Origin of the sequence: Mycolicibacterium litorale, assembly GCF_010731695.1 — a bacterium.
Taxonomy (GTDB): domain Bacteria; phylum Actinomycetota; class Actinomycetes; order Mycobacteriales; family Mycobacteriaceae; genus Mycobacterium; species Mycobacterium litorale.
The window spans coordinates 1605391-1629269 of the sequence record NZ_AP022586.1; the positions used below are offsets into that span (position 1 = coordinate 1605391).

At 68.0% G+C, this 23879-nt stretch carries 15 protein-coding genes and 1 pseudogene; 15 read left to right on the forward strand and 1 reads right to left on the reverse strand.

Annotation, left to right across the window (positions count from 1 at the left end):
- Window positions 1–478: 478 nt before the first annotated feature.
- The 14 genes and pseudogenes from G6N30_RS27480 to G6N30_RS07480 all read left to right on the forward strand — a co-directional run.
- A pseudogene (locus G6N30_RS27480) lies at window positions 479–892 on the forward strand (SDR family oxidoreductase); the annotation flags it as partial.
- Between the two features lie 402 nt (window positions 893–1294).
- A complete protein-coding gene (locus G6N30_RS27485; RefSeq protein ID WP_456093973.1) occupies window positions 1295–1594 on the forward strand; it encodes an acyl carrier protein in 300 nt (99 codons plus the stop codon).
- Complete coding sequence (locus G6N30_RS07425) at window positions 1594–7023, forward strand: type I polyketide synthase (RefSeq protein ID WP_234880062.1); 5430 nt, start codon at window positions 1594–1596, stop codon at window positions 7021–7023. Before G6N30_RS27485 ends, G6N30_RS07425 begins: the two co-directional genes overlap by 1 nt.
- Window positions 7020–11459: a type I polyketide synthase gene (locus G6N30_RS07430; protein WP_134051509.1), complete on the forward strand. Its 4440-nt coding sequence runs from the start codon at window positions 7020–7022 to the stop codon at window positions 11457–11459. Before G6N30_RS07425 ends, G6N30_RS07430 begins: the two co-directional genes overlap by 4 nt.
- A 21-nt stretch (window positions 11460–11480) precedes the next feature.
- The gene (locus tag G6N30_RS07435) at window positions 11481–12473 is read left to right on the forward strand and encodes an efflux ABC transporter ATPase subunit, DrrA-related (protein WP_134051510.1); all 993 of its coding nucleotides are present in this window, start codon (window positions 11481–11483) and stop codon (window positions 12471–12473) included.
- Window positions 12470–13279, forward strand: coding sequence for an ABC transporter permease (locus G6N30_RS07440; protein ID WP_134051511.1), 810 nt, complete (start codon window positions 12470–12472; stop codon window positions 13277–13279). Before G6N30_RS07435 ends, G6N30_RS07440 begins: the two co-directional genes overlap by 4 nt.
- Window positions 13279–14133, forward strand: a complete 855-nt coding sequence (locus G6N30_RS07445) for an ABC transporter permease (RefSeq protein ID WP_134051512.1) — start codon at window positions 13279–13281, stop codon at window positions 14131–14133. The genes G6N30_RS07440 and G6N30_RS07445 overlap by 1 nt, the downstream gene beginning before the upstream one ends.
- 42 nt (window positions 14134–14175) lie before the next feature.
- Window positions 14176–15435, forward strand: a complete 1260-nt coding sequence (locus G6N30_RS07450) for a phthiocerol/phthiodiolone dimycocerosyl transferase family protein (RefSeq protein WP_134051513.1) — start codon at window positions 14176–14178, stop codon at window positions 15433–15435.
- Between the two features lie 28 nt (window positions 15436–15463).
- Window positions 15464–16354, forward strand: coding sequence for a class I SAM-dependent methyltransferase (locus G6N30_RS07455; protein WP_134051514.1), 891 nt, complete (start codon window positions 15464–15466; stop codon window positions 16352–16354).
- Complete coding sequence (locus G6N30_RS07460) at window positions 16351–17106, forward strand: flavodoxin family protein (protein WP_134051515.1); 756 nt, start codon at window positions 16351–16353, stop codon at window positions 17104–17106. The genes G6N30_RS07455 and G6N30_RS07460 overlap by 4 nt, the downstream gene beginning before the upstream one ends.
- 1 nt (window position 17107) lies before the next feature.
- Window positions 17108–17623 (forward strand): DUF2505 domain-containing protein, encoded by a 516-nt coding sequence (locus G6N30_RS07465; protein ID WP_134051516.1) that lies wholly within the window; start codon window positions 17108–17110, stop codon window positions 17621–17623.
- An 85-nt stretch (window positions 17624–17708) separates the two neighbouring features.
- On the forward strand, window positions 17709–18368 hold the full coding sequence (locus tag G6N30_RS07470) for a nitroreductase family protein (RefSeq protein ID WP_179965609.1): 660 nt from the start codon (window positions 17709–17711) through the stop codon (window positions 18366–18368).
- A gap of 277 nt (window positions 18369–18645) precedes the next feature.
- On the forward strand, window positions 18646–20028 hold the full coding sequence (locus tag G6N30_RS07475; protein ID WP_134051518.1) for a hypothetical protein: 1383 nt from the start codon (window positions 18646–18648) through the stop codon (window positions 20026–20028).
- Window positions 20029–20061: 33 nt separating this feature from the next.
- A complete protein-coding gene (locus G6N30_RS07480; protein WP_244964988.1) occupies window positions 20062–21549 on the forward strand; it encodes a flavin-containing monooxygenase in 1488 nt (495 codons plus the stop codon).
- Here the strand turns inward: G6N30_RS07480 and G6N30_RS07485 are convergent.
- Entirely contained in the window at window positions 21536–22684 is a 1149-nt protein-coding gene (locus G6N30_RS07485) for an LLM class flavin-dependent oxidoreductase (protein WP_134051520.1), read from the reverse strand. The two genes, G6N30_RS07480 and G6N30_RS07485, sit on opposite strands and share 14 nt — an antisense overlap.
- A gap of 176 nt (window positions 22685–22860) precedes the next feature.
- Between G6N30_RS07485 and G6N30_RS07490 the strand changes: the two genes are divergently transcribed.
- Window positions 22861–23874: an alpha/beta hydrolase gene (locus G6N30_RS07490; protein WP_308205019.1), complete on the forward strand. Its 1014-nt coding sequence runs from the start codon at window positions 22861–22863 to the stop codon at window positions 23872–23874.
- Window positions 23875–23879: the final 5 nt, after the last annotated feature.

The following is a 23879-nucleotide window of genomic DNA, read 5'->3' on the forward strand; positions in this document are numbered from 1 at the left end:
CGACGCCGATCGGACGATCGCGCGTGGGCGCGATCTGGTCTCGGCACTGTCGGTCACCGCGCGCTCGGTGGCCGGTGCGTGGCCGGGCCGGTCCCCGCGACTGTGGGTGCTCACTCGCGGCGGTCTGGTCGTCGACGGTGACGAGTCGGGCCATCCCACGACATGTGCACTCAAGGGCCTCATCCGGACGTGGGATTACCCAGGGGAAGCCGCCCGGATGCTCGCCGACGAGCCGGATGTGCGCGCGACCCTGGTGGACGTCGGCACCGCCGACGATGTCGTCGCCGCCATCACCAGCGAACTGGCGATATCGGGAGACGACGACGTCGTCGCGTGGCGCGGCGATCGGCGGTACGTGGAGAGACTGTCGCGTGTCACGCCGGAACCGCGTGAGGGTGGGCCTGCCGTGCGCACCGACGGTTCCTACATCGTCACCGGCGGTATGGGCGGCCTCGGCATGGTCGTGGTCCGCTGGCTGGTCGACAACGGTGCGGGCCGGGTGATCCTCAACGGCCGCAACGGCCCCGCCGACACACTGCGCGGCGACCTCGCCGAACTCGGGACCCGTGCCGAGATCGCCGTCGTGACCGGAGACATCTCCTCACGTGGAGTGGCTGAACGGCTGGTGGCGGCCGCCGAGGAGACCGGGTTACCGCTGCGGGGCGTCGTGCACGCGGCGGGCGTGGCCGACGACGGTGTGGTGGCCGCCCTCAACCAGGCGAACCTCGAACGGACCTGGGCCCCCAAGGCGGCAGGGGCCCTGCGGCTCCATGTGGCCACTGCGGACCGACAGCTCGACTGGTGGGTGGGCTACTCGTCGGTGTCGTCGATGTTGGGCGCCCCGGGGCAGGCCGCGTACGCCTCGGCAAATGCATGGCTCGACGGGCTCGTCGCGTGGCGGAGGGCCGCAGGGTTGCCCGCCACCGCGATCAACTGGGGTCAGTGGTCCGACGTGGGCATGGGACGGTCGCTGACACTCAGCGTGCTCGATCCCATCACCCCCGCCGAAGGCCGGGAGGCGCTGGAGGCACTGGTCGGCGGCAGCCGTGCGCGGGTCGGCGTCGCCCGTCTGCGTCTGGACCGCGCGGCGGCGGCGTCCCCGGAATTCTTCGAGAAGGGCTACTACGCCGCGCTCATCGAGGACTCGGGGTCATCGAGCCGCCACGGCGGATCGGCGACCGACGGCGAGACCCGGAGCGCCGCAACCGCACCCGCGTGGTCCGAGCTGTCCGGGAACGAGCTCCGCGCACAGCTCGCCGACGGATTGACCGACATCCTCGCGCGAGAACTGCGGATGCCACCGTCGGCGGTGGACCGCGAACGGTCCTTCCCCGAACTGGGTCTGGACTCGATGATGGCGATGGGCCTGCTCAAAGAGGCGCGTCAGTTCGTCGGTGTCGAGTTGTCGGCGACGATGCTGTGGAACCACCCGACCATCGCGGCGCTGACGGGATACCTCGCCGAAATCCTCGACACAGAAGACATGTCCGACGACAGCAGCCTCGATGTCGCATGCGAATCCGCGAGCAGTGTGCTCGATGCGTTGTTCGACAGCGTCGAGGCGGCTTCAGCCAGGAGTGAGAGCGGGATCTGATGAGAACCACCTTCGACCGGATTTCGGGTATGACCGGTACGCAGCGCGCTGCGCTGGATGATCAGTTCGACAAGGCCTCGCGCATCGCCATGGCAGAACCCATGGCGGTGGTCGGGATCGGATGCCGATTTCCGGGTGGCGCGATCGGCCCCGAGGGTTACTGGTCCGCTCTCTCCTCGGGTGTCGACGCCATCGGTGAGGTACCGGCCGATCGGTGGGACGCCGATGCGTTCTACGACGAGGACCCGCTGGCGCCCGGCCGGATGCCGTCGAAGTGGGGCGGATTCCTGCCCGATGTGGCGGGCTTCGACGCGGACTTCTTCGGTATCTCCCCGCGGGAGGCCGAGGCGATGGACCCGCAACAGCGCCTGCTCCTGGAAGTGGCCTGGGAGGCGCTCGAGCACGCCGGTGTGGCGCCGAACAGCCTCGGCGGCACCCGCACCGGAGTGATGATGGGCGTGTACTACTCGGAGTACCAGGTGGGCTCGGCGGCCGACCCGGACAGCATCGACGCCTATTCCGCGACGGGCAACGCGCACAGTGTCACGGTGGGGCGGGTCGCCTACTCGCTGGGGCTTCAGGGCCCGGCGGTGGCTGTCGACACGGCGTGTTCGTCGTCGTTGGTCGCGGTGCATCTGGCCTGTCAGAGTCTGCGGCTGCGGGAGAGCGACCTCGCGCTGGCCGGTGGGGTCAACGTCATCCTGCGGCCTGAAACACAGCTGGCACTGGCGAAGTGGGGGATGTTGTCGCCGCGCGGCCGGTGTCACTCGTTCGATGCGGGCGCCGACGGGTTCGTCCGCGGCGAAGGTGCCGGCGTCGTGGTGCTCAAACGGTTGACCGACGCCGTCCGCGACGGGGATCGGGTTCTGGCGGTGGTGCGCGGCTCGGCGGTCAACCAGGACGGCCGCTCGAACGGTCTCACCGCGCCGAACTCGCTGGCCCAGCGCGATGTGATCAACCGCGCGCTGGCATCCGCCGAGATAACCCCGGGCTCAGTGCATTTCGTCGAGACCCACGGCACGGGCACCGCGCTGGGCGACCCGATCGAGTTCGAGGCGCTCGCTGCGACCTACGGGCGCGGCGGCGATCCGTGTGCACTGGGCGCGGTCAAGAGCAACATGGGACATCTGGAGGGCGCCGCCGGTATCGCGGGCTTCATCAAGGCGGCCCTGGCGGTACAGCGGGCCCAGATCCCGCCCAACCTTCACTTCACACAGTGGAATCCGGCCATCGACGCCTCGCCGACACGACTGTTCGTGCCCACCGAGGTGGCGCCGTGGCCCACCGAGGCCGGTCCGCGGCGGGCGGCGGTGTCGTCGTTCGGCCTCGGTGGCACCAACGCGCACGTGGTGCTGGAGCAGGGCCCGGATCCGGCACCTGCGACCCCTCGGGAACCGGACGCGTCGGTGACGACTCTGGTCGTGTCCGGCAAGACACCCGAGCGGGTGGCGTCGTGGGCGTCGACACTCGCCGACTGGATGGAGGGCGGCGGCCAACGCGTGCCGCTCGTCGACGTCGCGCACACCCTGGACCACCACCGTGCGCACCATGCCCGGTTCGCCACGGTGTGCGCATGTGACCGTGAGCAGGCAGTGGCCGGACTGCGGGCGGTGGCCGCGAGCGTTCCGGCGCCCGCAGTGGTGGGTCCGCACGAGCGCCTCCACCCGTCGGGCGCGGTCTTCGTCTACTCGGGGCAGGGATCGCAGTGGCCGGGCATGGGACGACAACTGCTGGCAGACGAGCCCGCGTTCGCCGCGGCTGTCGACGAGCTCGAGCCCATTTTCGTTGCGCAGACCGGATTCTCGCTGCGTGAGGTGCTCGGCAGCGGCGATCCCGTGGTCGGGATTCACCGCATCCAACCGGTGCTGGTCGGCCTGCAACTGGCGCTGACGGCGTTGTGGCGCTCCTACGGGGTGCAACCGGCCGCGGTGATCGGACATTCGATGGGAGAGGTGACCGCGGCGGTGGTGGCCGAGGCACTCAGCCCCGCCGACGGGCTGCGCGTCATCGCGACCCGTTCCCGGTTGATGTCGCGACTCTCCGGACAGGGCGCCATGGCCCTGCTCGAACTCGACCCCGACGGCGTCAAAGCGGTGATCCGCCACCATCCCGACGTCACCCTGGCGGTCTACGCCTCACCTCGGCAGACCGTGATCGCCGGTCCGCCTGACCAGGTCGACGCCGTGATCAAGGAGGTGGACGCGCAGAACAGGCTGGCGCGGCGAATCGAGGTCGATGTCGCCTCCCACCACCCCACGATCGACCCCGTTCTCCCCGAATTGCGCTCTGCGCTGGCGGATCTGACCCCGAAGCCGCCCAAGATCCCCCTGATCAGCACGACGGGCCACAGCGCAGGCGGCCCCCCGGTCTTCGATGCCGACTACTGGGCGTCCAACCTGCGTCATCCGGTCCGGTTCAGCCAGGCGGTAGCCGCCGCGGGTGCCGACCACGCCACGTTCATCGAGGTCAGCCCGCACCCACTTCTCACCCATGCCATCACCGAGGCGCTCGCCACGGTGCGGCCGGGCGGCGACGCCCACGTGTCGGCGACGGTCACCCGTGACAACCACGAGACACTGACCTTTCACACGCATCTCGCCGCGATCCAGCCGCCGTTGGACGGCATGGCGCAGCGTGCCGACAGCAGAGGCCGGCTGGCCGACCTGCCTCCGACACCGTGGCAGCACTCCCGGTACTGGATCGCACCCCGACCGGCAGGCGGACAGTCGTCGGCCGCACACCCGTTGCTCGGGACGCACGTCGAGACACCCTCGAGCAAGGGGCACGTGTGGCAGGCGCTCGTCGGGACCGACGTGCTGCCGTGGCTGAGCGACCACAAGGTGCACGGACAACCCGTCATGCCGGCGGCGGCCTTCGCCGAGATCGCGATCGCCGCAGGCGGCGAAGCCCTCGGCAGACCCGCCACGCAGGTCGACGTCAGCCGCCTGGAGATCGAAGAGATGCTTCCGGTGGGCAGCTCCACCGGCATCACCACCGAAGTGGTCCCGACCGCGCCCGACGGCGTTCGCGTCGAGATCTTCTCCCGGACCGGGGCCGCATGGCGGCGGCACGCGGTGGCACACGTCCACACCGCAGAACCGCAGCAGGCGATCCGAGTCGAGCGGACGAACTCGCCCGGCGACGAGGTGCTCGCGCCCGCCGACTTCTATGCCGCGCTGAGACGCACGGGTGCTCATCACGGTCAGTCGTTCGCCGCGCTCAACCGGATCGTCCGGATCGCGGGTGCCTCCGCGATGAGCGAGATCGTCCTGCCCCACGAAGCCGCACCGCACCGGGGCTACCGGATCCACCCGGTCATGCTCGACGCGGCGCTGCAAACCCTCGCCGCCGCGATGCCGTCCGGATCCAACACGGACACAACGGACGTCACCTATCTGCCGGTGAGCATCGAGGGGATGAGACTGTTCGGGGACACGGGCCGGCGCGCGAGGTGCGTCGCCGAGATCATCAAGGCCGACGACGACGGCAGTGGCACGCTGGGTCGCGTCGTCCTGACCGACGACGCCGGGGAGCCCACCGCGGAGATCACCGGAATCTACCTGCGCCGCGTCCAACGCCGTGCCGTGCCGCTACCCCTGGCGCAGAAGGTGTTCGACACGGTGTGGACGGAGACACCGGCGCCGGCGCAGCCCACCACGGCCACCGCGCCGGCTGCCGGCAGCTGGCTGGTGCTGGCCGATGGGGACACCGAAGAGACGGCCGAACAGTTCATCCTGCGCTTCGGTTCGCCCAGCCGCCGGGTGCTGGCTGCCGATCACTCCGATGAGTCGGCGGTGCTCGAGGCCTTCGGTGACACCGCCGCCGACCCGGATGCGCCGCCCGCAGGGGTCATCGCGTTCATCGGATCCCACCCGTTCGACGGGACCGATCGCGACGGCGCATCGGACCGTGCCCGCGAGATGATCTGGCGCATCTCGGCGATCGCCCGAGCGATCGTGGGGGGCTGGCACGGCAGGTCACCGCGGCTGTGGCTGGTGACCAGCAACGGCCTCGCGGTCAACGGTACGCAATCCGGCGACCCCGTCGCCGGGTCGCTGCGGGGCCTCATCAGAGTCCTCGCCTACGAACACCCGGACCTGCGCACCACTCTGGTCGACCTCGACACCTCGGAGACCGCAGCGCTCACCCAGACGCTTTCGGCCGAACTCGAGTCGCCGCCCGGCGACGACGTGATCGCCTGGCGCGCAGGTCGCCGCTTCGCCGAACGACTCTCCCGTGCGGGGCTCGACGCAGGGCAGCGAGAGCCGGTGGTCCGCCGCGACGGCTCGTACATCGTCACCGGAGGTCTCGGGGGAGTCGGCATGGTGGTTGCCCGCTGGCTCGTCGACAAAGGTGCCGGGCGTGTCGTCCTCAACGGGCGATCCGAGCCGTCGGCGGCGATGCAGGACACGCTCGCCGAACTCCAGAGCCGCGCCGAGATCGCGGTCGAGCTCGGCGATATCGCCGCGCCCGAGGTGGCTCGGCGACTCGTGCGGAGCGCAGAAGCGACCGGTCGACCGCTGAAGGGAGTCATTCACGCCGCAGCGGTGATCGACGACCAGCTCGTGACCGGGCTCAGCAGGCAGGCGCTGGAACGGGTCTGGGCGCCCAAGGCGACCGGGGCGCTGCGTCTGCACGAGGCCACCGCGGATCGACAGCTCGACTGGTGGGTCGGTTTCTCCTCGGTGGCGTCGCTGCTCGGCTCACCCGGTCAGGCCGCGTACGCGTGCGCCAACGCCTGGCTCGACGCTCTCGTCGCGTGGCGAAGGGCATCGGGCCTTCCCGCCACCACGGTCAACTGGGGTCAGTGGTCCGACGTCGGAGTCGCACGTTCGCTGACGCTCAGCGTGCTCGATCCCATCACGCCCGCCGAAGGCGTCGAGGCCCTCGACGCGGTGCTCGCAGCGGACATGACCCAGGTCGGTGTCGCCCGGCTTCGCCTCGATCGGGCCGCGGCGGCGTTCCCGGAGATCAGCCGGCTCGGCTACTTCGCAGAGCTCGTCGGAGAACTCGAGGCGCTGAGCGATGACGAGGACTGGGGTGGTCCCGAGGCGCTACGCGACCTCGACGCCGCCGAGGTCGACCGCATCCTCATCACGCGGCTGCGCCGCCGGATCGCGGCGATCATGGGCTTCCCGAACGAATCGTTGGTCGACATCGATCAGCCGCTCACCGAACTGGGGATGGATTCGCTGATGGCGGTCCGGATCAGGAACACGGTACGCGGGGACTTCGGCGTCGAGCCGCCGGTGGCGCTCCTCCTGCAGGGCGCGTCCCCTCGGGACCTGTCGGTCGAGCTCATCCGGCAGCTCGGTCTGGCCGATCAGGACCACAACACACCCCATCACGCGGTTCGCGATCGGGTACAGCAACGCGCCGCAGCGCGCCAACGAGCCGCGACGCGGCGGAAGGTAGGACAACGGCTGTGACCCGCACCTTCGATGTCTCCCAGGAACCGGACGCGTTGCCCGACAACGCTATTGCGATTGTCGGCGTGGCGGGAAGATTCCCCGGAGCTGACACCGTGTCCGCGTTCTGGCGCAACCTGCGGCGTGGTGAGGAATCCATCGTCACCCTCTCGGAGGAGGAACTCCTCGCCGCCGGTGTGGGGGAGGAAGCGCTCGCCAACCATTCGTATGTGCGGCGGGCGGCCCTACTCAGCGGCATCGACGAGTTCGACGCCGACTTCTTCGGATTCACGCCGCAGGCGGCCCGGATGATGGACCCGCAGCACCGGCTGTTCCTGCAGTCGGCCTGGCACGCCCTCGAAGACGCCGGCTACGACCCACTGCGGATCGACGGGTCGGTCGGGGTGTACGGAACGAGTTCCGCCAGTGGGTATCTCCTCCACAACCTCATGTCCCATCACGACCCAAAGGTCATCATCGGTCAGGGCGCCACCTTCGACATGGTGAGCCTGTCACTGCAGAACGACAAGGATCACCTGGCCACCCGGGTGGCGCACCAGTTGAACCTCCGCGGTCCGGCTCTCTCGGTCCAGACCGCGTGTTCGTCGTCTCTCGTCGCGGTCCATCTGGCCTGCCAGAGCATCCTGGCCGGCGAATGCGACATGGCGCTGGCGGGCGGCGCGTCGATCCGGGTGCCACATCACGTCGGCTACTGGCACGAACCGGGATCCATGGTGTCGGCGACCGGGCACTGTCGGCCCTTCGACGTCAGGTCCGACGGCACCATCTTCGGAAGCGGCGTCGGGGTGGTCGTCCTCAAGCCGTTGCAGGCCGCCGTCGACGACGGGGATCGCATCCACGCCGTGATCCGGGGGTCGGCCATCAACAACGACGGCGCGACGAAGATGAACTATGCGGCGCCGAACGCCGCCGGTCAGGCCGAGGCCATCGCGGAGGCGCATGCGGTCGCGGACGTCGACGCGTCGACCGTGAGCTACATCGAGACCCACGGGACCGGGACACCGCTGGGCGACCCGATCGAGATCGAAGGCCTACGACAGGCGTTCGGCCTGTCCTCGACACCCCGCACCGGCCCCTGCTTCGTGGGGTCGGTCAAATCGAACATCGGGCACCTGGAAGCGGCGTCAGGCATCGCCGGCCTCATCAAGGCGATCCTCTGCCTCGAGCATCGCGCTCTGCCCGCGACACTCCACTTCTCCGGGCCGAACCCCGAACTCCACCTCGAGCAGGGTCCCTTCGTCGTACGCAACGAGTACGGGCCGTGGGAGTGGGACGGCCCTCGGCGGGCGGGGGTCAGTTCGTTCGGCGTCGGCGGCACCAACTGCCATGTCGTCCTCGAGGAGGCGCCCGCGATCGCGGCGTCCGACATCGATCCCGGTCCTCAGGTGCTGATGCTGTCCGCCCGTTCCGCCGAGTCCCTGCAGGAGTCGCGATCTGCGGTGGCCGCGGCGTTGAGCGAAGCGGACGAGGTCGACGTGGCCGACGTCGCCTACACGCTGTCGACTCGCAGGCAAGAGCCGATCCGGATGGTCGCGGTAGTCCGAGACCGCGACCACGCGGCATCCGTGCTGACCGCCGACGACGAGAGCGTGTTCACCGGCCAGTCGGTGCCGACCGACGAATCCCCCGCGCACCGCGTGGTGTTCGCCTTTCCCGGACAGGGCGCCCAGCACATCGGGATGGCGTCCGGCCTCTACGAATCCGAGCCGGCGTTCGCCGCGCATTTCGACCAGTGCGCCGCGGCTTTCGCCGAAGAGTCGGGCCTCGACCTCCATGCGGAGGTGTTCCGGGGAAGCGGACGGAGCCTCGAGCGCACCGACCGCGCACAGCCGGCCCTGTTCTCCGTGGAGTACGCGTTGGCGAGACTGACCGAATCCTATGGGGTCCGTCCGGCGGCGGTCGCCGGACACAGCATCGGCGAATACGTGGCGGCCACCATCGCCGGAGTCTTCGACCTGCCCACAGCCGCCCGAGCGGTGTCGATGCGCGCACGCCTCATGCATGCGTCGCCGCGCGGCGTGATGGTGGCGGTGGCGCTGAGCCCGGACGCCCTCGCCGAGCACCTCTCGACCGACGTCGATCTCGCCGCCGTCAACGACCCGGGCAATTGCGTGGTCGCCGGGGCGGCCGAGGCCATCGAACGGTTCCAGTCCCGGCTGGCCGAGCACGGAATCGTGGCCCGCCGGGTGCGCACGTCCCATGCGTTCCACTCCCGCCTGATGGATTCGGTCCTCCCGGAGTTCACGGCCTTCCTGTCCCGTCTGGCGCTCCGTGAACCCGAGCTGCCTGTGCTCTCGAACCTCACCGGCACCTGGATGTCCGCCGGCGAGGCGACCAATCCTGCGACATGGGCGCGTCAGATCCGCGGCACCGTGCGATTCTCCGACGAACTCGACGTACTGCTCGCCGACCCGGGGCGCGTCCTGGTCGAGGTGGGGCCCGGCGGCAACCTGACCTCGTCGGCGATGCGTCATCCCCGATGGTCCGACGGGCACCGCGCAGTACGCCTCATGCGCCATCAAGCCCAGAACCGAAGTGACCACGATGCGTTCCTCCTCGGGCTCGGACAACTCTGGTCAGCGGGGATCGACGTCGACTGGACTCCGCGGAGGGCGGGTCGCCGTCCCCGGCTGGTGTCGGTCCCCGGCTATCCCTTCGAGCGGCAACGGCACTGGGTGGACCACCGGGCGACCGCCCCGTGGCAGGAGGGCGCCGGCGCCACCAACGGCGCGGCGGTGGCACCGGCCGGCGGGAAGCGCAACGGTGCACACGCGCCGATGAACGGCACATCGCAGATGGAGACCACGCTGCAGCGCATCTGGTCGCAGTGCCTCGGAGTCGGTGGTATCGACCGCACCGCCAACTTCTTCGAGCTCGGCGGTGACTCGTTGATCGCCATCAGTGTCGCGATGACGGCCGCCAACGAGGGCCTCGATCTCACCCCGCAGGACCTGTACGAGAACCAGACCGTCTCTGCTCTGGCCACCGTGCTGTCCGCCCGGCTCGCCGCAGGAGGTCTCGCGCGGCAATCACCGGAGGACGCGGTGAATCCGCCTGTGCCGCCGAACATCGCGCACTTCCTCGAGCACGGCCTGCGCGATGCCGAGCGGTGGCGGATCCCGATCATCCTGCGGCTGCGCCCCGATGTGGGGGTCGAGCACGCCCAGGCTGTGCTCACCGCCCTGACCAATCACCACGACGCGTTGCGGCTGCGGATCGAAAAACGGGCCGGGACGTGGGAGCAGCACTTCGGCGACCCCCAGGACTTCGGCGAACTGCCGGTGCGGTCGCTGCCCGACGGCATCCCGGCCGGAAGCCCGCAGGAGCGAGAGGCGGTGCTGAGCATCCTCGACGAGCAGACGCGCGGCGGCACCGGCACCTGCGGGGCCCCGCTGACCGCCGTCTACGTCCGTGGCGACTCCACGGGACCGTCTCACCTGGCGATCAGCGTGCACGGGGTGGTGGCGGACAACGCCTCCCGGGACATCCTGCTCACCGACATCTTCACGGCGTTCGCCCAGCGGCTCGCGGGGGAAGAGGTCGCGCTGCAACCGGTCACGACGACGTGGCGTGAGTGGTCCCAGCGCTGTGCCGGCCTCGCTACACATCCGGCGGTCGTCGGGAGCCGCGGCTTCTGGCTCGAGACGGCGGCGACGGCGACCCTGCGTGTCGCAGGCGCCCGGCAGCGACAACCGGAGTCCGGCGACCTGACGCGGTTGTCCTCGGCGCTGAGCGTGTCCGAGACGATGGAGATCGACGATGCGCGGCGCACGCACAAGGTGTCGCTCGACGAGCTGTTGCTGGCAGCGTTGAGTCGGACGGTCGCGAACACGGTCGGCGAGGGAGTGCTCGCCGTCGACCTCGCCGGTCCCGGCCGCTCGGTGCTGAAGCCGGAGGTCGACCTCCGGCGGACGGTCGGATGGTTCACCACCCTCTATCCCGTCGCGCTGACGTGCGCTACCCGTCGAGACGCCACCGCGGGACAGCTGTTGTCCACCGTGCACGACACCCTGAAGTCCGTACCGCACTTCGGGATCGGCTACGGCCTGTTGCGGTACGCCTACGCGCCGACCGCGCGACTGCTCGGCGCGACCGCACCACCCGATGTCTTCCTCTCGCACCTCGGGGTGATTCCCGACCCGCCCCCGTCGTCCGGTGACGAACCGTTCCAGTTCGACCCCGACACGACGATGCCCGCGCGCGCTACCGCATCAGGGCTCGGCCACGCCTTCGAGGTTCGCGTGTACCGCTCGGGCCGTGCACTGCACATCGACTGGTGGGTCGATGAGCGGCGGGTCGACCCGGCGCTCGCGAAGTCACTTGTCGCGAGGTATCCGACGGCACTGACCGAAGTGGCCAGGGAAGTGCTCGCGGAGGACGAATCCGAAGTGGCCGGTGACGACCTGATCCTGGTCGATCTGTCATCGACCGACTGACATCGGCGGAGGAGTAAACGAATGGGCGGCACCGACAAGGCGGTCATCGTCAGCGGCATACGGAAGTCGTTCGGACCTGTTGCTGCGCTGCGTGACATCAGTTTCGAGGTGGCGCGAGGCGAGGTCATCGGCCTGCTCGGGCCCAACGGAGCGGGCAAGACGACGATGGTGGACATCCTGTCCACCCTGACCCGGCCCGACGCCGGCCACGCGGAAGTGGCCGGCCACGACGTCGTTTCGGATCCTGCGGGCGTGCGGCAGTCGATCATGCTCACCGGTCAACACGTCGCGCTGGACGACCTGCTGACCGCCCGCGAGAACCTCGTGATGTTCGGACGCCTGCAGGGCATGCGGAAGTCGGCCGCGCGAGCGCGAGCGGCGGAGCTCCTCGACCGGTTCGACCTGGTGGATGCGGCCGACCGGTGCGTCGGCACGTACTCCGGCGGGATGCGTCGGCGGATCGACATCGCGTGCGGCCTGGTGGTCCTCCCGGAGGTGGTGTTCCTCGACGAACCGACGACCGGACTGGATCCGCGTAGCCGCCAGACGATCTGGGCGCTGGTGTCCGACTTCAAGGAAGCGGGGATCGGCACGCTGCTGACCACCCAGTACCTCGAGGAAGCCGACGCGCTGAGCGATCGCATCATCGTGATCGACCACGGCACGATCATCGCGGAAGGAACCGCCGACGAACTCAAGGAGCGCGCGGGAACCACCTACTGCGAGATCGTGCCCCGGCACGTGAAGGACCTGCCGATGGTGGCGGACGCGCTGGCGTCGCTCTTGCCGGAGGAGAATCGGGTGGCACTGACACCTACTGCCGACCGCATCGCGATGCCCGCGCCGGACGGGCCGAAAACCCTCGTCCAGGTCCTGTCCCATCTCGACGCCGAGAACATCGAGCTCCACGACATCGCGCTGCGACGCCCGTCACTCGACGAAGTGTTTCTCGCGCTGACGGCCGATGACACGGAACGCGACGTCGACCGCAATGGGGCACAGGTGATCTCGTGATCGACACGACGGCGGTCCGGCCGGCGACGTCCGGCGTTCAGCAGTGGTGGGTGCTGACCGTACGCATGATCACACCGACGCTCCGCAATGGTGAGGTGCTCACCCTGCTTGCGGCGTCGGTCATGTTCACGGTCGGGTTCTACCTTCCGCTCAAACAGTTCATGGGCGCTTTCACCCAGGGCATCAGCAGCTACGCGCAGTACCTGATGCCTCTCATCGCGCTGAACGCGATCGCGTTCGCCGCGCTGTCGGCCGCTTTCCGGTCGGCGACCGATGCGGTCCAAGGCATCAACCGGCGGTTCAAATCCATGCCGATCAACCGCCTCATCCCCCTCGGGTCCCGGATGTCGGCAAGCATGTACCGCTGCGGTATGGCGCTGGCCGTTTCACTGGTCTGCGGTCACGTCATCGGGTTCCGGTTCTACGGCAGCGTTGGCGCCACCATCGGCTTCTGTCTGCTCGTGCTGCTCATCGGCGCGATGCTGTCCCTCCTCGGCGATCTGATCGGCGCCGCAACGGAGAACCCCGAGGCCACCATGCCTCTGATGCTGCTGCCCATCATCGTCTTCGGGCAGGTGTCGGTCGGCCTCCAACCGGTCGAACGCTTCCCTGAGTGGATTCAGGCGTTCGTTCGCAACCAACCGATATCCCAGTTCGTCTACGCGCTACGGGCGTTGGCGGGAGACAGCACACCGGCGGCCGGCGCCGTGACGTGGTCGGTCGTCGGACCTGCTCTGGCCTGGGTGGTGGGCCTGAGCGTGGTCCTGCTGCCGCTGCATGCGCTCGTCGCGGCCAGGCGGCGATGATGTCCGTCACCGCCGTGAGCGACGTGGGTGCCGCCACACCGCGACAACCGGGCCCGCCGGCTCGCCGGGACTCCTGGGAGAGCTCTCCCCGGCGACTCCTCCAGCACAGCTGGATCCTCACCACCCGCGTTCTGCGGCGGTGGAGCCGCGACCCGGCCACCGTGCTCGAATCCCTGATCATGCCCGTGGCACTGCTGGTGACGCTGAACACCGTGCTGGGGAAGGGTATTTCGGAGGCCACGGGGCACAGCGCGCTCTACGGCAGCGTCCCGTTGATCGCGATGGTGGGGGCGATGTCCGGATCGATGATCGGCGGCATCGGGTTGATGCGTGAACGTTCGAACGGCCTGCTGTCGCGGTTGTGGGTGGTCCCCATACACCGGGCGTCGGGTCTGCTGGCCCGGCTGCTCGCCGATGCGGTACGGATCGTCGTCACGACGGTGATCATTCTCTGTGCCGCAGTGGTGCTCGGGTTCCGCTTCACGCAATCGATCGTGCAGTCGGTGATCTGGGTCGTCACCCCGGTCGCGTTCGGGTTGGCGTTCTCGGCGATCGTCATCACGCTGGCGTTGTACTCGGCGAACACGCTCGTCGTCGAGGCCACCGAGATCGTCTGGGGCAGTTTGATGTTCTTCAGCACCGGCTTCGTTCCCCTGGACCAGTACCCGCGCTGGCTCCAGCCGGTGGTCGAACACCAGCCGGTCAGCTGCGCGGTCGACACGATGCGAGGACTCGCCCTCGGCGGGCCGGTGCTGGCACCGATGACCGAGATGCTGCTCTGGTCGGTCGGCATCGGCGCGTTGTGTGCGGTCCCCATGGCGATCGGGTTCCGGAGAGCGAGCATGCGCGGATGACCACCGACGTCACGACGACCGCACGCCGCGAGGGGGTATGACATGTTTCCCACGTCGGTGATCCGGACTCTGGCCCGCAGCGAGGAGATGTTCGCCGAGACACACAATTTCGTCGCCCTCACCGCCCACGTGACGGGCGCGGTCGACATCGACGCCATGTCCGCGGCGTTCGACGCGCTCCTCGAAGCTCATCCGGTCCTGGCGGGGCATCTCGAACGGCTTCCCGATGGGCGGCACCAGATCGTGGTCGATGACCTGATGCCGCCGGGGATCGACGTGGTGTACCTCGACGATGCGGCGACCGAGGCGCCCCACATGCATCTCGACCAGCGGGTGGCGCTGGCCCACCTGCGGCTTACCGTCCACAACGGGCAGGCCCGGCCGACGTTCTACATCCATCATTGCCTCGCCGACGGTCACCACCAGTTCAGCTTCGTGGAGGAGTTGTTCAGCTGGTACACCGAGCTGGTCTGCACCGGCAGCCTCCGGCCGATCGACGTGCAACCCGCGCCTGTCCCGCTCGAGGCGGTGCTCGCCGAACGGGGAATACACAAACTGCAGCGGTCGGGACTCGAGCGCTACCTGCCCGCCATGTTCGCCTACGAACTGCCGCCATCGCGGCGGGCGACGAACGAGGTGACTCCCGCCCTGCCCACACACGTTCCGGTCGCCCGCTGCCGCCTGAGCGAGCGCGAGACCCGTGACCTGATCTCGTTCTGCCGGACGCACCACCTCCGCACCAACGCCGTTCTGTCGGCAGCGATCCTGCTGGCCGAGTGGCGGATTCGCGAGACGCCCCACATCCCGGTGCCGTACATCTATCCCGTCGACCTGCGATACTTCCTCTCACCGCCGCTGGGGGCCACGGCGTGCACGAACCCGCTCGGAGTGGCCACCTACCTCGCCCGGATCGACCGCAACACCGATATCGCGGGGCTCGCCAGGGACATCGCCGACGCGTTCCAGGCCGACATGGCCGACGGCGTCATCCAGCAGTCGCTTCTGCACTTCAGCCCCCAGTACGTGGGCAATCCGCCCGGCCTGCCCGACATCGTGATGTTCACCGACAACGGCCCCATCCCCGCGGTCTCGACACCCCCCGGCATGGAGGTGACCGGCTGCCACAGCGACATGTACTTCGGCGTCGACGCCGGGATCGACATGTACTCCAGCGGGATCATCGCCGACCGGGTGTTCGTCGAACACCATTCCCACGCGCCGGCGCCCGAACGGTCGATCAACGCGATCGCGACGCTGCTCCGCACCGTCGCCGACCAGCACGCCGCGACCGGTGTGGGGTGAGGACAGTGGCTCGGCAGACGGGGTTGCGATGAACGGCAGAGTTCCGGTCGACCTCAGCGGCGCAGCGCAGACCATGCTGACGACGCTCTATCTCAAGGCACTCGACGCCGATTTCGTGCGCCCGGTGCTCGGGGACCGATACGCCAAGGGCGCGGTGGCCCGGCTCGACTACGACTGGCGCCAGATCGGTGTCACAGGACGGTGGGCGCCGCTGATCACCGTGCGCACCGCGCAATACGACCTGTGGACGCGCCAGTTCCTCGCCGTCCACCAGAGCGCGACGGTGGCGCACCTCGGCTGCGGTCTGGACAGCCGGGTGTTCCGGGTGGACCCCGGTCCCGCCGTGCAGTGGTACGACGTCGATTTCCCCGAGGTCATCGCGCTCCGCGAACGCATCTATCCGAGTCGCCGGGGCTACCACCTCGTCGCTGCGTCGGCGACCGACCCGTCGTGGCTCGAGCGGATCCCGACTGACCGCCCGCTTCTGCTGCTGGCCGAGGGCATCAGCATGTACCTCCCACAGCACGAGGGTGTCGCACTGCTCAGACGGATCACCCAACGCCTTCCGTCCGGTGAACTGCAGATCGACTTCTACAACCGGTTGGCGGTCAGATCGCAGAAGCGGCACACCCTCGTCCGGCGTTCCGGGTCGACCCTGCACTGGGCCGTCGACGGTCCCGACGAGATCCTCCGTGCGGTTCCGGGCGTCCGGCTGCTGACCGCCGTGACGTTGTTCGACGCGGACACCTTCGTCCGGGCGTCGGCGGCATTCCGGCTCGCCAAGCGGGTCGTGCCCATGGTCCCGCCGCTGCGCAACGCTCTGCAGTATCACCGCTACGCCTTCGGGCCCGCCACGAAAGCTCCTGAATCGCAACGGCACCCGTCGGCGCGAATGCTCGAGGAAGGGTTACGACGATGACGAACATCTCCAGCGTGCGGAAAGACGCACGGCGCCCGCGGATCCTGCTCGTCTACTACACGTTCACCGGGCAGTCCCTCAAGGTGCTCGAGGCAGTGGGGGAGGTGTTCGGTGACCGAGGGTGTGAGGTGCGCAAGGCGCAGATCGAGCTCACCGACCGACGGTATGCCGACCGGTTCTCGCGCTTCCCGATGCGACGCGTCTGGCCGGACATGCTCAGCGTGCTCCCGGCGCAACTGCGCCGCGCCACCGCGCAGATCCGGATCCCGGAGGCCGTGAGCGACGGAGACTACGACCTCGTCTGCATCGGCTCGCCGACGTGGTGGCGAGCCACCAGTATGCCGATGCGGTCCTTCCTGAAGTCAGACGAGGCGCGGCGACTCCTCTCCGGCACACCGTTCGTGACCTTCGTGGTGTGCCGGCGCTATTGGCGCGAGAACATCAGGACGGTGCGCAGAATCGGCCAGCGGCGAGGCGGCCGATACCTCGGCGGCATGCACTTCGAATACCCCGGTGGACAGGTTCAGTCCCTGCTCTCGCTGACCAGTTACCTGGGCTCGGGGGAGTACCGAGACCGGTATCTGGGCGTGCGGATCCCGACCACGAACGTCCAACCGGAGCAACTCGAGCAGGCGCGTGTGTTCGCCGCGAAGCTCGCCGACAAACTGTTCGGTGACGCATCGCCCCGTGGGCGACGGTCGGACGACGACGCGGTCTCGGTTTCCTCGGTTGACGCGGACGGTGGGAGGTGACATGCCGTGTCCCTTCGAGATCACCGTCGAATCCTCCGCAGGCGTCGAACAGGTCCACGCCGCCTTCGGCGACCGGAACTACTGGCGGGACCGGCTCGCGGCCTTCGCGGGTGGGGCCACCCTCGACGATCTGACCGTCGGCGCGGATGGTGCGATCACCGTGGTGACCACGCACGAGTTGCGTCATATCCCGATGCCCGATCCGTCGCCGCCCACCCACCTGACGATGGCACATACGGAAAGCTGGCAGCCCACCGACGGGCGCCGCATGCGGGGCACCGCCGAGTTCCTGGTGCCGGAGGGCTACGGAACGTGCCGCGCCACAACGGTTCTGACGCCCACGCAGCGCGGATCGCGGCTCACGTCCACGGTGACCGTGGAGGTCACGCTTCCCGTGATCGGCGGCTTCGTGGAGCGCTACCTGCGCGGCCAACTCGCCGAGCAGCTTCCCGACGTCCACCGGTTCACCGCAGCATGGATCGCCGAGCACCGGCCGCGGATCACCTGGGTTCAGTGATTCCACAATGACTGACAGGAGCCGGCAGCACGTGAGCGACCTCTCGCACACATTGCCTGTCGCGACGGGGAGCCAGGGCCTCGACATGCCACTGGTGGAGGCCATGATGACCCAGCGTGCCATCAGGCGGGTGCTGCCCGATCCGGTGGACGATGCGGTGGTGCTCAAGTGCATCGAGTTGGCGCTGCGGGCGCCTACCGGTGCGAACGGGCAGAACTGGGAGTTCATCGTCGTCAGGGACCGTCGCGTCAAGGAGAAACTGGCCAGGCGCTACCGCATGGCGTGGCGGATCTACCACCGCACGGTCATCAGGCGCGTTGCTGCGCGCGACGAGTCGATGGCCAAGACGGCGCGCGCGGTGCAGTGGCAGGTCGATCACTTCGCCGACATCCCGGTTCTGGTGGTGGCATGTCTGCGGCTCGGCGTCCGCGACGGCCGGGTGCCCTACACCCCGATGCCGCAGGCGATTGCGTCCGGCTACTTCGGTTCGATCTACCCCAGTGTGCAGAACCTCCTGCTCGCCGCCCGCGCCTTGGGTCTGGGGGCGTGCCTCATCACCCTGCCGCTGTGGAGCGCGACGTCGGCACGCCGGATTCTCGGTTTGCCACTGTCGGTGACACCGTGCTGCATCGTCCCGCTCGGGTGGCCGCGCGGACGGTACGGGCCGACGACCCGCAAACCGGTCGAGCAGGTGGCACACCTCGACACCTACGGGAACCGCGTGTGGCTGACCGAGTCACCGTGACCGTTCGGTTGCCCGGCCCCGGTTTATCGCCGAGTGCAAGCAAATAGCCGGTTAGGCGGAAAAGTCAGATGTGACGTCTAACATTCCGGACATTCCGGTGTTAGCCTGCTTCAGGGGGCGTGAGTCGCAGGGACGTCACAACATTTCCGAGGGGGCTTCTATGCACGCAGCGGTTCGTCCATATGTCACGGCAGGCGCCATCCTGGCGGGGTCGAGCATCATCGCCGCCACACCCGTTGTGGCTCCGCCGCCTGACATTCAAGTGGCGAACCCGGCCGTGCGACTTACCGCTGACTCCATTGCCAACGTCCCGATCAACCTGTTCTACGCGATTGCGAATGTGCCGTACTACGAGAACAAGGCGCTCAATTCGTGGGCGGATGCGTTGGAAGCCGGCGGCAGTTGGTGGCTGAAGACGCCGACCAACGTCTGGGGTTGGGATCCCGGTAACCCACCGATGTTGCAGGCACTGGTCGCGGTGCTCGTGCCGTTCCCCGTCATCTCCGGAGACGGTGGGCTGCCGGAGGGGATCACGCCGAACGGCCAAGGCCCCCTGGGAGCCGGCCCGAGTGAAGTGATCACATCTGAGAATTCGATTCTGGGTGGCTCGGCGAAGCCGGGCACCCTCGGCTACATGCTCAACGTGCTGATCGCAGCCGAGATGCCGATGCACGAGGGCTGCGCCTTCACCTGCCCGAACCTGGTGGAGACCGCCCAGGACTACTTCCAGGTACCGGTGTGGGATCTGGCCGACGGGTACACCTTCGGCGAAGTCGTGAACAGCAGCCAACCGGGGTACCCCGTCGCGTGGTCCGGGCAGACCGCGGCGCCCCTGAATCCGCTCGAGCCGTTCACCAACTTCTGGAACAGCCTGACGGCTGACCCGTCCGACCCGACGAGCCAGGCGTACGGCGGCATCAAACTGGTGACTTTCGACGATCTCGTCGCGACCGGCACCCGCCTGTACGACTCCGGCAACATCGCCTTCAGCCCGTGGTTCGAGGGAAGCTACCTGTTCACCGGGTTCCCGTTCTACGACATCCCGGAGAACGTCAGCGGCTGGATCGCCGGCCTGACCAAGCTGGCCTGCCCGACGTGCAGCCCGGCCACGCCGGCGCCCGTCAATTCGGTTCCCACACAAGACGCCACGACCGTCACGGTCAACACCGCGCCGACGACGACGGTCTCCGGTGGGGAGCAGGAGGCGAGCACGGGCACCGGACAACTGCAGCGCAGCGCGCAGTCGGCCACGGTGTCCACGCCCACTGCGTCGGTCGCGACGGCGACGGCCCCGACGGCCACTCAACAGTCGACAGCTCCTGCGCCGGTTGCCGGTTCGACGACGGTCAGCTCCACCGGCGGCACGAGGTCCACGGGAACCGGCAGCATCAGCGGCGGCACCTCCGGCAGCCGGGTGGCCGGCGCGGTGAAGTCGGTGACGGACCGGATCAGTTCATCCGTCACAAGAGTCACCGACCGCATCTCGGGCGGGCGCAGCACCCGTGACGCGACCGGTGGTGATGCCACCAGTGACGGTGGAGGTACCGGCGGGAGCACCGGAGCCGGCAGCGGAACCGAGTCCGGCGGAAGCACAGGCTCCGGTGGCGGAACCGGGTCCGGTGGCGGAACCGGATCCGGTGGTGGGACCGGAACCCCATAGCGGACCCCGTCTCGCGAGCCGATGGCACACCCAGTGGAGAGTCGATTCGACGCCGTCATCGTGGGAGCCGGTTTCGGCGGTATCGGGGCGGCGATTCAGCTCAACCGACTGGGTTACGAGCGCATCCTGATCGTCGACCGAGAGGACGACCTCGGTGGGACGTGGCACGTCAACCGCTACCCGGGGCTCACCGTGGATGTCCCTTCAACGACGTTCTCATACTGGTTCGAACCGAATCCGAACTGGTCGCGGATGTACGCGCCGGGCGCGGAACTGAAAACGTATGCGGAGCATGTGGCCGACAAGTACGACGTTCGCCAGTTCATGCGTTTCAATACGACCGTCGAGGGCGCCCGGTGGGACTCCGACGCGGAAGTGTGGCGGGTGGCGCTCGACGACGGCGAAACGCTCACCGCCTCTTTTCTCGTCGCTGCCACCGGGTTCCTGTGTCAACCATGCATGCCGGAGATCGCCGGCCTCGACACATTCGAGGGTCGCATCATTCATACGGCGAAGTGGGACGGTGACTATTCCTTCCACGGGCGTCGCACGGCGGTCATCGGAACCGGATCCACCGCCGTACAGGTCGTTCCCGAACTGGCCAAGGAAGCATCGGAGTTGACCGTCTACCAGCGCACGCCGATCTGGGTGATGCCGAAGTTCGACTTCGGGTTCTCACCGGCGGTGCGGCGGTTGTTCGCCCGGGTTCCGCTGGCCCAGCGGATCCTACGGTGGTTCACCGATACCGGAATGGACCTGATGATGGTGCTCGCGATGTGGAAGTTCCGGCGCTTCCGTGCGCTCAACGTTGCCGCGGAACGCGTGTCCCAGGCGCTGCGCTTCCTGTCAATCCGCGACGAGGAGCTGCGGCGCAAGTTGAATCCCGACTACGACTTCGGGTGTAAGCGGCCGACCTTGTCGAATTCGTATTACCGCACGCTCGCCGAGCCACACGTTCATCTCGAGACGGCAGGGATCGAACGCGTCGAGGGCGACGGCATCGTCACCCGCGACGGCCGCAAGAATCTGGTGGATACGCTCGTCCTGGCAACCGGCTTCGACGTGTGGGAGGCCAACCTACCGGCGATCGAGGTCATCGGACGCGAAGGTCGGAATCTCGGAAAGTGGTGGCGTGAGAACGGATTCCAGGCCTACCAGGGCATATCTGTGCCCTATTTCCCGAACTTCCTGACGATGGCCAGTCCCTTTGCGTGGGTGGGGCTGTCTTGGTTCAACACCGTGGAATACCAGATGCGGCACATGGATCGGCTTCTCGGCGAGCTGCAGCGGCGCAATGCTCAGATCTTCGAGGTCTCCGAGCAGGCCAACAGCCGATTCTTCGACCGGATGACCGAACTTCTCGACGACTCGGTCTTTCACCTGGGCACTTGCGCCACCTCGCGCTCCTACTGGTTCAGTCCGAGCGGGCAGGCACCGCTCTTCCGTCCCACATCGGTCAGGAATGCCGTGGAAGAACAACACCGTTTTCCGTTGAGCGACTACACGTTCACAAGGTCTTGAGCCGGCGGAGGACCTGCGCGAGCGGCAGGCTCGCTGCCATTCCCTTGCGCAGGCTCGGGTTCAGCTGGCTGCCGTTGATCACCATGAGATACCGCAGGCCGCAATCACGCCATTCCGCGACCTGGTCGATGACCTCGTCGGCTGTCCCGTTGAAACAGATCTCCTTCATCAGCGACGCCGGCACTTTCGCGGTGTAGGACAAGGCGGTCTCCTTGTCGATGAGCTGCGGGACGAGATCCTGCACGCCGGAGAAATCCGCTCCCAACGGATGTTCGACGCCATGGCGTCGCCACGCTTCTCCTGGCGCGGCGAGAGCCGAAACCTTCATGATCACCGAGTCGAGCGCCTCGTCCACGTCGTCGCGACTACGACCGGTCACCACGACTCGGTTCACTGCGGGGATGATCGACATCGGGTCGCGACCCGCATCTGACGCGGCGGCACGAACCGCCTCCATGCCGCGAGCGTAGTCGCCGGGCCGGACGACAACGAAGGGAACCCAGGCGTCGGCATAGCGTCCCGTTGCCCGCAGCATCCGTGGACCATGACCCGCCACCCAGATCTCGGGCCACCTCCCACGGTACGGCGGAAGGTCGAAGACGGCGTTACGGAGCGGAAAGTACTGGGACTCGCGCGAAACAGGGCTTCCGTCCGACTCCCACAACGCGCGAATCGTCGCGATGGCTTCCTCGAACCGCGCGACCGGCTTCGTCCAGTCCACGCCGTAGGGCTCGTTGCCCTCCCGTTCGCCGACCCCGATACCGAGAATGGCGCGCCCCCGGGTGAGCAGATGCAGTGTTGCGGCGGCCTGTGCGGTGACCGCCGGATTCCGCCGACCCGCGTCGGTGACACAGACGCCGAGTCGCAGCCGACGGAGCCGATTACGGGCCGCCAGGTGCCCGAGCATGGTCCACGGTTCGAGGATGGCGTCCACCTTGGGCACCAACCTCGCACCGATGCCCATATGTTCAGGCGTCGCAATGGAACGCGGGATGAGCGAGTTCAAGTGGTCACCGACCCAGAACGAGTCGGCGCCCGTCGCGGCGGCAGTCAGGAAGCCCGCACGCGGCAGCGCACTGGCCGAGATGCGGGAGTTGACAAGCCCATCGAGGAGGCCGAACCGGAATCCGTTCACATGCCCCCGGCCTGGTTCCCCGCAAGCACAACCGCCGTCATGTCACCACGGTACCCAGCGGGTGCACCAACCACTGCCTGTTCGCCAACTCTCCGTCATTTGCCGTAGGCACCCGTGGTGAGCCGCGGCCACCGGTACCGAGGCCGTAGTGACGATTACCTACACCGAAAACCGGGGTGCAGCGCTGGAACTCCCATGACAACGCCGGGAACCCACGTATTCTGTACTGCACCAGTGTCTCGACAGACCGGGTACGGAACACTTTCGCCCGCGCTGAGAAAGGCCGCCGAGTTGCCGGAAAGCCGGAAGACAAGATGCGTTCAGCAGTGGCCATCTGCGCGCTCGGACCGACGCGAACAGCATTGCTGGGCCAGTACTGGCAATGGTCAGACAACCCCGTGCGCAACATGCTCGAGGTAATCGACAAGGGGTGTGGCAGTGAGCGCCATCCTGCCCCGCTGCTCTTCGTCCACGGGGCCTGGCATGCCGCATGGTGCTGGGAGGAACACTTCCTGGGGTTCTTCGCTGACCGGGGATACCGCGCTGTGGCCGTGAGCCTTCGTGGTCACGGACGCAGCGCAACTTCGAAGCCCCTGCGCACGTGTTCGTTCGCCGACTACGTCGAGGACATCAGCAGGTGTGCCGGCAGCCTGCCACGTAACCCGATCATCATCGGCCATTCCATGGGCGGCCTGCTTGTGGCGAAGTATCTGGAGACGCACGACGCTCCTGCCGGAATTCTCATGGCGCCCACGTTCCCCCTGGGTTATCTCGGGACCGGCCTGCGATGGATTCGGCGGCATCCCTGGCATTTCGCGAAGATCGCCGCCACCGGTAAGTCTCTGGCGGTCGTCAACACTGCCGAACTCGCCAGAGAGAGGTTCTTCTCCGCACACACCCCGGAATCCCTCGTCGGTGACTACGCCGCGCGTCTGCAGGAAGAGAGCGGACGGATCGGCATCGACTCTGTAGTGAGTTTTCCGCGCCCGAAGCGGGTGAGCGCGCCGGTACTCGTCATGGGTGCCTGCGATGACCGCTCGGTCACCCGGCGCGCAGTACGTGCGACGGCGCGCGCATACCGTACCGAAGCAGAATTCTTCCCCGACATGGGTCACGACATGATGCTCGAACCGGGATGGGCTGCGGTGGCCGAACGAATCCATACCTGGCTCGGCGCAAACGGTCTCTGAGGCAA

Coding starts and splice junctions, on each gene's coding strand:
- G6N30_RS07450 (WP_134051513.1), top strand. CDS start 14,176: ATGTTTCCCACGTCGGTGATCCGGACTCTGGCCCGCAGCGAGGAGATG.
- G6N30_RS07425 (WP_234880062.1), top strand. CDS start 1,594: ATGAGAACCACCTTCGACCGGATTTCGGGTATGACCGGTACGCAGCGC.
- G6N30_RS27485 (WP_456093973.1), top strand. CDS start 1,295: ATGCCACCGTCGGCGGTGGACCGCGAACGGTCCTTCCCCGAACTGGGT.
- G6N30_RS07455 (WP_134051514.1), top strand. CDS start 15,464: ATGAACGGCAGAGTTCCGGTCGACCTCAGCGGCGCAGCGCAGACCATG.
- G6N30_RS07465 (WP_134051516.1), top strand. CDS start 17,108: ATGCCGTGTCCCTTCGAGATCACCGTCGAATCCTCCGCAGGCGTCGAA.
- G6N30_RS07435 (WP_134051510.1), top strand. CDS start 11,481: ATGGGCGGCACCGACAAGGCGGTCATCGTCAGCGGCATACGGAAGTCG.
- G6N30_RS07470 (WP_179965609.1), top strand. CDS start 17,709: ATGCCACTGGTGGAGGCCATGATGACCCAGCGTGCCATCAGGCGGGTG.
- G6N30_RS07460 (WP_134051515.1), top strand. CDS start 16,351: ATGACGAACATCTCCAGCGTGCGGAAAGACGCACGGCGCCCGCGGATC.
- G6N30_RS07445 (WP_134051512.1), top strand. CDS start 13,279: ATGTCCGTCACCGCCGTGAGCGACGTGGGTGCCGCCACACCGCGACAA.